The sequence below is a fragment of the Bacteroidales bacterium genome (assembly GCA_035647615.1).
In the GTDB taxonomy this organism is placed as follows: Bacteria; Bacteroidota; Bacteroidia; order Bacteroidales; family 4484-276; genus SABY01.
The window spans coordinates 394,445-406,984 of record DASRND010000036.1 but is presented as its reverse complement, the minus strand read 5'-3'; the positions used below and the strand labels follow the sequence as shown (position 1 = coordinate 406,984).

Below are 12,540 nucleotides of genomic sequence, written 5' to 3'. Positions count from 1 at the left end.
CACCTCTCATTTCTGACCTCTCATCTCTCTTTTCCCGCGAATTGGTTATTTTTACGCCCTAATTATCGCTATGAAAAAACACATTCCCAACTTTGTAACGCTGCTCAACCTCACCAGTGGTGTTATTGCCATTGTTCTGAGTTTTAATCAGGCGCTGGTGGCGGCAGCTTATTTTATTGCCCTGGCTGCGGTTTTCGATTTTATGGATGGCATGTTGGCGCGCCTGCTGAATGCCAGGAGCAACATCGGAATTCAGCTCGATTCACTTGCCGACCTCATCAGCTTTGGGCTGGCGCCTGCTTTTATCCTTTATCAAATAATGATGGCAGCTTCAAACATGCCTGCTGTTACTGTTGGAGGGTTGGAAGTGATGCTCTTTGCCGCTTTTCTAATTCCGGCATTTTCGGCACTACGTCTGGCAAAGTTCAATATTGATCCGACACAAAAAGAAGGTTTTATTGGATTGCCCACTCCTGCTAATGCACTATTTTTTGCTTCGCTGCCATTGGTTGCCGCACAGGCCATTTCCCGCGATCATACGATGTTACTGGGATTCCTCGACAACTATTGGTTGCTACTCGTATTGGCCATCGTTTTCTCGTGGCTAATGGTAGCACCAATACCTTTGTTTTCGCTCAAGCTGAAAAATCTGAGTTGGCAGGCCAACCAACTGCGGTATGTTTTCGCAGCGTTCGCTGTCTTGCTTGTCATCACCATCTTAGCTTATGCCTTGCCACTCATCATCGTGCTTTATCTACTCATGTCGCTGTTTTTCTATAGGCCACAGCAAAGTGTTATTAATTGAAATTGAAATAATGACCTTGCCTGAGAACTGAGAACTGCCGCCTGCGACCTTACTTCTTCGAATTAGCATAATCTTTCAGCAATCCCAGTGTAAGCCAATTTGCAATGGCCTGCCGGTTGCTCACCTCGAGCAGGCGTTTCTGATCGCGCGGATGGTTGATGTTACCCAGTTCGATATAAGTCGACACAGGGTTGGCGTATCGCAACATGTAAAGACGCCGCCCACTGATGGAACCTTTGTAGCCGCGTCCGGGCTGATGGCGTTCGTACATCTCTTTGATGGTGGTGAAGAGGGTATTGTTGAGTTCCTGGCCGCGTCTGCTGTTGGGATGGTGATAAAAGAAAATGTCGACATTGTGCTCTTCGTAACGCGAATCGACATGCAGCTCTATGGTGCGTTGGTATTGTCCGCCATATTTTTTAGCCAGCGCATTGATGGCATCAACCCGTTGTTTTAGGCGGCGTGTCTGGTTGAGTGGAATCTCTTCATCAGGCCAGCAATATTCGTCCTTGTCGCATTTCAGATAGCGGTCGTCTCTAATGCCATCGTCGGGATCGCGGGTGATGATGTAGACGGTAGCGTTGTGCTCGAGCAGGTTGCGTGCCAGACGCAGCCCGATATCGTAAGCATACTCGTCTTCGCATAATACATGCCCGCCACTGCGCCCCATGGCGCCCGGATCGGGACCGCCATGACCCGAAACGATATAAAAAACAGCACCCTGCAAGATGTTGTCTTTAAAATCTACCCGTTGATATTTAGGGCCGAATATTGGAAAAACTCCCGATTCTATTGGGTTTCCCTCTGCGTCTTCGATCTGAATGGGCAAAAGATAATTTTGTCCTGTTTTTAGCAGCAGGTCATCTCCAAGATTTTTTTTGTTGAGTTCGATAAAAGCATCAAAATAATCATTGGGCTCCAGGTTGTAGCGGCGCAACATTCCAAAGATGCCTTCTCCCTTTTCGGGAGTCACCTTTTTATATTCCTGCGCTGTGGCACTCGAGGCAACCATCAAAAACATCAACAGAAGGAGTGGTATTATTCGGATTTTACTTACATCTTTTTTCATGCGCTGCAATCTTGTTCAGAAATGCAAAATTAACAATCCGCACCGGCTCTGCGCTTCAGTGCTGAAATTTTCTTCAACAACTTGTTGTAAGTTATCATTTTATCAAAAAATTGTATGGTTTGCTTTGTCAATTAAAAAATTAAAGCGTTCTTTGCACCCCTTTTTGGAAAGTAACCCGATAAAATAGAATACAATGGCACGTAAATGTGATATTACAGGAACAAGAATGATGGTTGGCAATAAGGTTTCCCACTCGAACCGTAAGTCAAAGAGAAGATTTTACCCAAACCTCCAAAAGAAAAGACTCTTTCTTGTTGAAGAGAATCGTTGGGTCACGATCAATATTACAACTTCTATATTGAGAACCATCAATAAAAACGGAGTTGACTCTGTGCTGAAAGAGTACCGCGAAAAAGGCACCTGTCTGGTGTAAACCACAGGTAGTACTAAAAACTTACACAACATGAGCTGTTGCTATCCTGATACGCAACGGCTTTTTTTATAATACCCCAAAGGTCTGATGGCATCAAAAATAAATAACAGGCCGTGCCGTTTGTAAGATTTATAATTTCCGGATAACAAATCCACAGTAAATTCTAATGGCAACAAAAACCCTTCTGTATGTGCTGCTCCTTACGCTTCTTGTGCATGTAGATGGGTTTTCACAAAATGCCGATCCCAACAAACGACTGATACAATTCTCGGGCGTGGTGGTGACAGCCGACAGCCTCAATCCGGTGTCCTTTGCTACTATCCTCATCAAAAATTCGCGCCGCGGAACCATTACCGATTATTATGGCTATTTCTCATTTGTGGCCATGAAATCGGATACGGTGCAGTTTTCAGCAATCGGTTTCAAGGGGAGCTATTATGTGATCCCCGATAGCATTTCCCGCGACCGCTATTCATTGATACATGTAATGGATGCAGACACCATCCTGCTGGAGCCAACCATCATTTATCCCTGGCCTACCGTCGAAGATTTTAAGGAAGCCTTTGTTAATCTCGACATTCCCGACGACGATTTAGAAATAGCCCGCAAAAACCTGGACCGCGCCGAAATGCGCTACCGTGTGGAAAGCTATAAGATGGATGGAAGTTTGAATTACAAAAATTACATCGGCCGTGAGACCAGCAAACTCTATTATATTGGGCAGACTCAGCCTATCAGCGTGATGAATCCTTTTGCCTGGGCAGCTTTTATCAAAGCCTGGAAAGAAGGAAAGTTCAAAAAACAAAAGGACGACAAGTATTAATACAATCTCTACATGAACCTTTGGATAGCTACCCCTAAGCATTGTAATAGCAAGCTCATCAAATTAATGAGCTTGTTGATGCTCTGCATTGCATCTTTTGGATTAATGGCACAAACCGGGACGCAGGCTACCTTGCAGGGAAAGGTGACCAACGAAAAGGGTCGGCCACTGGAGCTTGTTAACGTTTCGATATTTGGCTTGCCGGGTGGAACGGCAACCGACCAGCGCGGTGATTACACGCTGCGTGTTCCGGCAAACGAAGAGCTGCGCATCATCTTTTCTTTTGTTGGTTTTGAATCTTCAGAAAAAAAAGCACGTCTTTCGCCCGGTGAAAGCCTGACGATAAATATTACCCTGGTGCCATCGGCCGAGATGCTCCCCGATATCACCATACAGGATGAACGCATCCGCAATACCAATCTGCAACGCATCGATCCCAAAGGAGTAACGGTGATTCCCAGCGTGACAGGCAGTGTGGAGTCGTTGATAAAAACCCTGCCCGGCGTAGCCAGTAACAATGAACTGAGTTCACAGTATTCGGTGCGCGGTGGCAACTTCGACGAAAACCTTGTGTATGTAAATGGTATAGAGATTTACCGCCCTTTTCTTATTCGCTCAGGACAGCAGGAGGGAATGAGTTTCCTTAACTCCGACCTGACGGCTTCCATACTTTTTTCGGCAGGTGGTTTCGATGCCAGGTATGGCGACAAGATGTCGTCGGCGCTGGATATAAAATACAAGCGCCCGCAGGAGTTTGGTGGCTCGGTAACAGCCAGCTTGCTGGGAGCTACGGCACATCTGGAAGGTGTCGATAAGTCAAACCGGTTTTCGTATCTGGCCGGCGTACGGTACAAAAGCAACCAGTATGTGTTGAAAGGCCTGGAGACCAAAGGAGATTACCAGCCTGTGTTTTTTGATGTGCAAACGCTTTTGCGCTATCAGTTGAGCGAAAAGTTGGAGCTGTCATTTTTGGGCAATTATGCCGATAATAAGTTTGAGCTGGTTCCCACTACGCGCGAAACAAATTTCGGAACCATCAGCGAGGCCAAGCGGCTCACGGTTTATTTCGATGGCCGCGAAACTGACCAGTACAAAACCTACATGGGAGCGCTCAAACTTATTTACAATCCCACTAAACAAACCCAACTCAATTTTATCACCTCTGCCTTTAACAGCGACGAAAGCGAGACCTTCGACATCCAGGGACAATACTGGATCGGGCGTGTGCAGTCCGGATTGGGCCAAAGTGACTTTGGCGATGTGGTGAGCACCGATGGGGTTGGGACGTTTCTGAATCATGCCCGCAACTACCTCAACGCAACCGTGATGACTGCCGAGCACCGTGGCTCCTGGGAGTCGGCTTCCAATTATCTTACCTGGGGCGTTAAATACCAGCACGAAATTATCGATGATGCATTGCATGAATGGGAACTCATCGACTCGGCCGGCTTTACTCTGCCGCATCCGCCCAACGATATCGGAGCGCCTTTCCAGCCTTTGACGCCGCTGACGATGAATTTCTTTGCCTCTTCGGATGTAAAATTGTCGTCGAATCGCTACAGCGGATTCATACAAAATACCTGGAATCTGGGCAACAACCGCCGCGACTTTGCCGTCACTGCCGGGGTGCGCAGCCAGTATTGGGACTATAGCGAGGAGTTTTTGGTAAGTCCGAGGGCTTCGCTTTCGTACCATCCCAAATGGACACACGATATTTTGTTCCGGCTGGCTGCCGGATATTATTATCAGCCGGCCTTTTACCGGGAGCTGCGCAATTTTGATGGTCAGATAGTGGAAGGGCAAAAAGCCCAGAAGTCGATCCATCTGGTGGGCGGCGCCGACTGGAACCTTACCATCTGGGGACGCCCGTTTAAGTTTGTTACTGAAGTTTATTATAAATTCCTTGATGATCTGATCCCTTACGAGGTGGACAATGTGCGCATTCGCTATTACGCCAACGAGCGCGCCCGCGGATATGCTACGGGTATTGATGTGAAAATAAACGGGGAGTTTGTGCCCGGCATCGAATCGTGGGCAAGCCTTTCGGTGATGAAGACACAGGAAGATATTTATGGTGATTTTTATTATCAATATTTTAACGCAGAGGGCGAAGAGTCGGGGACAGGCTCGATACCCAACCCTGAAGCGTATGTAAATGAAAAGGTGGAGCCGGGTTATATCCCTCGTCCTACTGACCAGCGCGTAAGGTTCAGTATGTTTTTCCAGGATTACCTGCCAATGAATCCTACCTACAAAATGCATCTGGCTTTATATTTTGGCACCAGCCTGCCGTTTGGACCGCCTAAGTCGCAACGCTACCAGCAGGTATTCCGAATGCCTTCCTATCGCCGTGTCGATATCGGCTTTTCAAAGCAGCTCATCGGCAGTCATACGAGTTTTAAAGAAGGAAATCCGCTGGGGCATCTGAAGTCGATGTGGCTGAGTTTGGAGATTTTTAACCTCCTGCAGGTCAACAATACAATTTCTTATCTCTGGATTACCGACGTTTCGGGGCGCAAATATGCTGTACCTAATTTCCTCACACCTCGCCAGATAAACCTGAAACTTGTTGTGCAGTTTTAGGGAATGCCGCTTGCTTTCTCACCACAAAGCCACAGAGGCGCGGAGAAATACAAGAAATCAGATTTACCGCAGAGACGCGTAGGCGCAGAGAAAAGCCAAATTATTCTTCACCACAGGCAACAGAGGGAAATCAAAAATCTTTTATCGTCATAAAATGGCGGGGAGGAAAATCTACTTTACCTCTGAGGGTTTATTTGGCGAAAGCCGAGAGAAATTTATAACCAACTTTTTTCTACTTTTTCCACGAATTATCACCAATTAAGCGAATTGGCGCCAATTATTTTTCATGCTCGAAAACCGTCCATCGTCATTCATCCATTGTGCATCGTCATTCCTCTCTACTTAATACCTACTACCTACTTTCTTCGTCTTCCCCTCTAAACCAGTCGAGCGGTCTGGTGATGGGATCGAACACGAAATATTGTATGATCACCAGATCGTTGCCTTCGGGCAGCAGGGCATAAAGGCGGTCGATGTCGTAGGGCAGCAGATTGCCGTCGAAGTCTTCCTGCAAATTCAGATTATCGCGACGGTAGGTGGTGATGGTGCGGCTGTTGCCGGTGGTGTCGGTTATGGTAATCCGGTGCACAGGTGGTTGCTGCAGGATGGAATCTTTGTAACTTTTGGTGATGTTTTCGAAGGCTGCCTCGAAACGGATATTGCGAAAAGCATTGAAAAACTCAATGACGCGTGTAGTGTCAAAGTTGTCGAGAGGCTTCCCACTAGCGGCAGGTGTTAATATTACTTCGCTGGCGCTAGGCTTTTCGAGCGTATAAGATTGGTCGGGTTCCTGAAAGAAATCCAGTTTTATCTTACGAATTTCCGCAGGGTTTTTAGCAAAGATGGAGTGGTCGCGCCAGTCGCTGGCAAAGGCGGTATAGCGTGCCGAAACGTAACCTCTGAGCCCTGGCAGGTACACCACAAAAGGCGTGTCGCTGCCTTCTTTGAGCATGAACGATCCCTGGTTGTCGGGCGTGGAACTTCCCACGTAATAGGTACGGACAAGTTTTTCGTGCGGAAACCATTTGATGCGGTTAAAAAGTTTGATGCGATATTTCTGTTGATAAATCTCCACTTTTATCGAGGTGGACGCCAGGCGTTTTATCACCGTGTTGTAACTGGCGCGTGGCACGGGAGCTTTTACAGCCAGCCTTGACATGGTGTTCAGCAGCATTTCTACACCATCAATTCGGGCTGTCATGCTGTCGTTGAGGGTCCAGTGCGATGGCGTTTCTTTTTTCAGCAGCACCTCGTTGCCTTGCATATCGGCCATATAAATTTTCGTCACGCTACTGGTGTCGTTGATGGCAAATTCTACCCGATCCGTTCGCAACGTGTTTCTTCGGTTTTGGAAGATTAATATTATCGCTGCTGCGGCCAGCACCACTGCGATGATGATTAATATCTTGTTTCTTTTCATGCTTATCAGTATCTTTTTTATTAAAATCTTTTCATTATTAATCTGCTGTTTGCTACCTGGACGGACTTTGGCTGTAGTACTGCTGCATTTTTGCGTTGCCAATTAACCCATAAAGATGGCTGAGCTTGCTGCGAGCTTCACTGTTGTCGGGTTCTTGTTGAATTACCTCGCGGAAAGCAATAATGGCATTGTTGTAATCCTGTAGCGCATAATACGTATTTCCCAACTGGATGAGCGCTGCTATGAAATCGGGTTTCAGATCGGCAGCCTGGCGAAATTGCACCAGCGCCTCCGGGTAGTTTTTCATGTCGATGAGCAGGTTGCCCAGCTCGTAATGATGCTGTGGGTCGTCGGAAGGATTTCGTTTGAGCATCTGCAATTTCTGGTCGAAGGCACGCTCCACCAGCGGCAGGTTGCTGCGGGCGGTGCTATTATGTGGGTCAAGCTCCAGCGAGCGGTTCAGCAGCCGCAAAGCCTCGCCATGCTCCCCTTTCATATAATAAGCCAGCGCCATATTCGACAAGTTCATCGAGTTGTTTTGATTTGTCTTTTTATAACAAGAAATCGACTTTTCGTAATCACGTAGCTGATAATACGCATATCCGAGCTTGAACCACGCTTCGCTGAAAGCAGGATTGATTTTTAATGATTGCTCCACCTTTGCAATGCCGCGTTGCATCAACGAGTCTTTCTCTGCCTGATCGGTGGCGGCCACTGACTGGTTGATGAGTTCGCTGCCATAGTGTTTGGTGAGCAAAGCGCTGTTACTTCCGTAACGAACATCATGGGTAAAAAGCGTGAAGTTGTTTTTCCAGTCAGGGTTGCGGGCAATGGTGCGGACGCTGTAAAACACCAGGAGCAGCAACAGCGACGCAGCCATCACTTTGGAAGCCATTGGTCGGAAATCGTAGATAATCGTTTTTGTTTTGGCATCGCGTGGTAAAAGTTTAAACAGCAGATAAGTCACCGCCAACGAAAAGCCCAGCACCGGCGCATACAAAAAACGCTCTGCCATTATGCCGCCGCGCAAGAGCACAAAAGCCAATCCCACCGAAAGGGTGATTCCAAAATAAAAGATGGAGAAGGAGATGATGTTTCTTCGTTTTAATCTTTTAAAAGCAATTACGATTAGCGTTATCGCAATGAGCAAACTCAGCCACACAACAGGACTTGCCCAGGTAGCTGCCGGAATCTGGTTGTACGAATAGTCGTAAAGTAAGCGCACCGGAACGACAAGCCGCCACAGGTACATGCCGAAGATGTAAAGTGTGGTGGGGATACGCACAGCCGTTTCCTGATAAGGATACACGTTGATTTCATTGGGCGGGTTGCCGGACAAAGTGCCGATGAGAGCGTATTTCAAAATTAAGAACAGTCCAGAGACGATCACAAACGACAAGGTGATGCTTGCTATGCGACCGGCTTTTTTGGGTGTGAAAAAATAAATCATAAATGGCACCAGCGCCAGGGTCGTCATGGCGGTTTCTTTGCTCAGGAGTGCCAGGAAATAAAATATCCACGAAAGGATGAGCGCCGGCAAATATTTGTTTTTACTGTAATTAAAAGCAAGCCACAGTGCCAGCGTGCCGTTGAGAAAACTCAGGATTTCGTCGCGGCTTTTGATGTTGGCCACTACTTCGGTATGCACCGGATGCGCCATAAAAAGCAGCGTGGCCACCAGCACAAACCACGGCATGCGCCTAAAGAGTGCCGATAGAAACAAAAATACCACCATCCCCGTAAGGGCATAAAGCAGCACATTGATAAAATGCATGATGTGCGGATTGTTGCCGTGCAAAGCATTTTCGATGGCAAACGAAACGTGCGATAACGGACGGTAATAGCCCAGATTTTCGTTGCTGGCGCTCCAGTAGTTGGTGCTTATCAGCTCGCCGATGCCCGCCCAGCCCTGCTGCACATAGCGATGGGTAGTGATCTGCGGAATGTCGTCGAGAGCAAACTCGTTGTTGATGCTGTTGGCATACAACACAAAAGCAAAAACAAATGGCACCCACACAAGGTATTTGGTGATACGCTTTTGCGGCTCCGGAAGCTTTTGCTGTTGCGCTTGTCGCGATTTGTTCGTTGTCGTGGTTTTCATATTAATAAAAAAAACAGCATTAACAATTCATTTTGCAAACTACTTTGTGTAACGCCTGCGTCTCAGCCATGCCTGCACCAGCCCAAAAATGAGCACCAGCAGGATGGGTAGCCCGATGTTGAGCACCTGCCAGAAGAGGCGTTCGTTTTCTATTTTGGCCTGGTCGAGGAGGCGTATTTTCAGCTCACGCGAACGGATAGAAATCAGCCCTGAGTCGTCGGTGAGATAGTTCATCATGTTGAGCAGCAAATCCTTGTTGCCAAACTGTTGCCCGGTATATTTGTCGTAGCCCAGTGGCAGTGGCAAGTTTTTGCCCGCTGAGCGTTGCATCTGGTTGCGGATCAGATCGCCATCAGCCACCACAATCATCTTGTTGGCGGGGCTTTCCGATTTGAAATCGATCTCTTTGCTTTTCAATATTTCCGGTGGCATCCGTTGGTCGTACATCGATTTAAATTTACCTTCTATCCTTGCTGCCACAGGAATATATTTTTTACTGTAAAGCCTTTCGTCTGCCGGTTTCCCTAGCATTTCCAGTGAAATGAGCACAGGAGTATTTACCGTTCGCGAGTAGCGCGAGCTTGTCAGGAGTACTTCTTTTTGAAGCTCGGCAGTGGTTTCTACAAAATCGATGCTGCTGATAAACTCTGTTTTTATAGCGTTGAGATTTTTTACAATGGGATCATCGGTGGCAGGCGTCAGAATGGGGAAGTAAAACCACGGGAAGAAATCGAACTTGGGCTGCCCGGCAGTTTGCCCTACTTTTACAGGAATGGGCAGGGCGCTCAGATCCATCACCAGGTTGTTGTTGATGCGAAAGCCATAATTGAAAAACAGATCAGTAAGGTTGAGGTCTTTGGCCATGGCAATAAACTCCTGGTTGGTTTGCAGGCTGTCGAGGCTGGCAGCCACCGGATCGATGAGCCACAAAACGCGACCGCCACGCATGATGTGTTGATCGATGATAAATTTGTCTTTGTCAGAAAAAGCTGAGTCGGGTTGTGCGGTGATAAGAGCCTGAAATTTATTGCGGATGCGTGTGTTTAATGTGTCGGAGCCTTCGCGCTCGCTGAGGCTGGTGAGCTTGCCGTCGAGGCGCACGCGTTGCACGCTGTAATATTCGTTCAGTGCCAGATAAGCGTCGGCGGTTTCTTCGGCGGTAAGTTCTCCGTGCCCTTCGATAAAAGCGATCGCAGGGCGCTTATTGCTGATGACCTTGCGAATGGCGTCGGCAAGGGCAAACTCCAGGTTTTGAATGGAGCTGTTCAGTACCTCTTCTGGGCCTACACCACGGCGGGAGGCAAGCAACGAAACTGCCATCTCACGTCCCTGAAATGCAACAATAGCACCCGGAAAAATCATCGTACTGGACGTGCCTTCTTTGGTCTTCACTTGCAGGTCGGTAGGTTCCAGACCTTTTTCGACCAACATGCTGAAGATGCGTTGCCGCTCCGTAGCATTGCTGCTGGCCGTCGGATTTATAAATTCGTATTCTATATTGGAGTTGTAAGCTCTGAATTCATTGAGCATGTCGATGGTTTCGCGCTGCAGTTTCTTAAAGCCTGCTGGAAATTCTCCTTCCAGATAGACCCGGAAATAGACCAGGTCGTCGATTTGCGCAAGCATATCTTTGGTGGCTTCCGACAAAGTGAAACGCTTCTCGCTGGTCAGGTCGAAACGTGTGAAGATGCGCGCGCTGATGATGTTGACAAGTATGATGATGATAAGCCCCAGCGCCAGCGCCGTCAGATTGTTGCGTCGCAATTTGCGGGTATTGGGAACTGATGGGTTGTTATGATTTTCTTTTACCATTTTCTGCTTTCGAGTGAGATGCGCGTGATAAGGATAAAAAAGGTGATGATGCTCACAAAATAAATGAGGTCGCGTGTGTCAATAACGCCGCGGCTCATGGAGATATAATGCGTGTTGATGCCAAGCGATTTTACAAATAAATCAACCGGGCCAAACAATTCGAGCGAGTGGATAAAATCGAAACCAACGTAAAAAAAGAGGCTCAGAAACACAGCGATGATAAACGACACGATGACGTTGCTGGTGAGCGATGATGAAAATAGTCCGATGGCTACGAAGGTGGCACCAAGAAACAACAGTCCGATGTACGAGCCCCACATGCCGCCGGTATCGAGGTTGCCTTTGGGCATGCCCAGTTGATAAACCGACCAGGCATAGATGAGCGTGGGTAAAAGCGAAAAAATTACCAATACCACACCGGCAAAATATTTGGCCAGGATGATGCTGTTGTCGCTCAGCGGACGGGTGAAGAGCAACTCGATGGTGCCGCTACGCTTTTCGTCGGCAAACGACCGCATGGTGATGGCCGGGATGAGAAACAAAAACACAAACGGCGCAATCATAAACAACCCTTCCAGAGTGGCGTAGCCAAAATCAGGGATGTTGAAATCGGAGGCAAAAACCCACAGAAACAAGCCATTGATAAGCAAAAACACTGTGATTACAATGTAGCCGATCAACGAACTTAAAAAGGCACTCACCTCTTTTTTGAGCAATGTGATCATAATTTATCTCTTCTTTTTTCTTTGAAAACGGGTGCCGTTACATTGGCCTGATTAGAATTCAGCCTGAAGAATCGCACACTTTTAATTCGTCTGCGAAAATAATTTTAAAAACGGCACCAGCCTCCACCAATAATCATTGTTCGTCCAACGTCTGTGCTGCAAACCTATGGTTTTCCTATGCCATAGGGCGATGCAGCAACTGCTGATTAAATAATTAATACAGTTGAGCGAACGCGGACACGTGTTCATTATTACAGATAAATAGCAGATGTGGGGAATTTTTGAATGTAACGCGCTTTGCGTCCGGTGGGGTGGAATTACAGAATAGACACTACTTAGGTTGGTGGGCGTAGTTAAAACCAGCCAAAGCTAAATTTAAAAGTATCGCAGGTTGAGCGCAGTCGAAGCCAGATTCTGGATAAAGATTCGGACGAGGGCTTCGACAAGCTCAGCCACCGAAGCCTCGTCCGAAATATTTTTTACAAGCTTCTGCCTGTTTTAATCACAAAAAAACTGATCAGGATTCGAACGACATATTCTGAAGTTGCAAGCCTTCAATTTTTTCGAGGGCAGCTTTCAGGTTTTTTATTTCCGTGCTGTTGCCAAAAAGCTCAAGCAGAATTATGCCGTAAGCACAACTGGTGGCACTAAGCCCCAGCCGGGTGCGGATAATGTGGCCATATTGCGTAAGCACCTGCTGCAGCGGGTTTTTGTCGTCCACTCTTTTGCCGACATATAATCCTAAAATTTCTATCATTTCCATAGTGCT

Annotated in this window: 10 protein-coding genes; 4 read left to right on the top strand and 6 right to left on the bottom strand. The window is 47.3% G+C overall.

Features of this window, described 5'->3' with window-relative positions; genetic code table 11:
- Positions 1-70 precede the first annotated feature (70 nt).
- Positions 71-805, top strand: coding sequence for a CDP-diacylglycerol--serine O-phosphatidyltransferase (pssA, locus tag VFC92_13770; protein ID HZK09247.1), 735 nt, complete (start codon positions 71-73; stop codon positions 803-805).
- Between the two features lie 49 nt (positions 806-854).
- Here pssA and VFC92_13765 read toward each other — a convergent pair whose 3' ends face one another.
- Complete coding sequence (locus tag VFC92_13765; protein HZK09246.1) at positions 855-1,874, bottom strand: N-acetylmuramoyl-L-alanine amidase; 1,020 nt, start codon at positions 1,872-1,874, stop codon at positions 855-857.
- A 193-nt stretch (positions 1,875-2,067) separates the two neighbouring features.
- On the opposite strand from VFC92_13765, the gene rpmB reads away from it, so the two are divergent.
- From rpmB to VFC92_13750, 3 genes are all read left to right on the top strand, one after another.
- A complete protein-coding gene (gene rpmB / locus VFC92_13760; protein HZK09245.1) occupies positions 2,068-2,307 on the top strand; it encodes a 50S ribosomal protein L28 in 240 nt (79 codons plus the stop codon).
- A 166-nt stretch (positions 2,308-2,473) separates the two neighbouring features.
- Positions 2,474-3,130, top strand: a complete 657-nt coding sequence (locus VFC92_13755; GenBank protein ID HZK09244.1) for a carboxypeptidase-like regulatory domain-containing protein — start codon at positions 2,474-2,476, stop codon at positions 3,128-3,130.
- A 12-nt stretch (positions 3,131-3,142) separates the two neighbouring features.
- Entirely contained in the window at positions 3,143-5,713 is a 2,571-nt protein-coding gene (locus VFC92_13750) for a TonB-dependent receptor (GenBank protein ID HZK09243.1), read from the top strand.
- A gap of 352 nt (positions 5,714-6,065) precedes the next feature.
- Here the strand turns inward: VFC92_13750 and VFC92_13745 are convergent, their stop codons facing one another.
- The 5 genes from VFC92_13745 to VFC92_13725 all read right to left on the bottom strand — a co-directional run bounded on the left by VFC92_13745 (position 6,066) and on the right by VFC92_13725 (position 12,534).
- The gene (locus VFC92_13745; GenBank protein ID HZK09242.1) at positions 6,066-7,133 is read right to left on the bottom strand and encodes a DUF4340 domain-containing protein; all 1,068 of its coding nucleotides are present in this window, start codon (positions 7,131-7,133) and stop codon (positions 6,066-6,068) included.
- Positions 7,134-7,185: 52 nt separating this feature from the next.
- On the bottom strand, positions 7,186-9,234 hold the full coding sequence (locus VFC92_13740) for a tetratricopeptide repeat protein (protein HZK09241.1): 2,049 nt from the start codon (positions 9,232-9,234) through the stop codon (positions 7,186-7,188).
- A gap of 39 nt (positions 9,235-9,273) precedes the next feature.
- Positions 9,274-11,046, bottom strand: a complete 1,773-nt coding sequence (gldG, locus tag VFC92_13735; GenBank protein HZK09240.1) for a gliding motility-associated ABC transporter substrate-binding protein GldG — start codon at positions 11,044-11,046, stop codon at positions 9,274-9,276.
- Positions 11,040-11,771, bottom strand: coding sequence for a gliding motility-associated ABC transporter permease subunit GldF (gene gldF / locus VFC92_13730; GenBank protein ID HZK09239.1), 732 nt, complete (start codon positions 11,769-11,771; stop codon positions 11,040-11,042). Before gldF ends, gldG begins: the two co-directional genes overlap by 7 nt.
- A 517-nt stretch (positions 11,772-12,288) precedes the next feature.
- Positions 12,289-12,534: a hypothetical protein gene (locus tag VFC92_13725; protein HZK09238.1), complete on the bottom strand. Its 246-nt coding sequence runs from the start codon at positions 12,532-12,534 to the stop codon at positions 12,289-12,291.
- Positions 12,535-12,540: the final 6 nt, after the last annotated feature.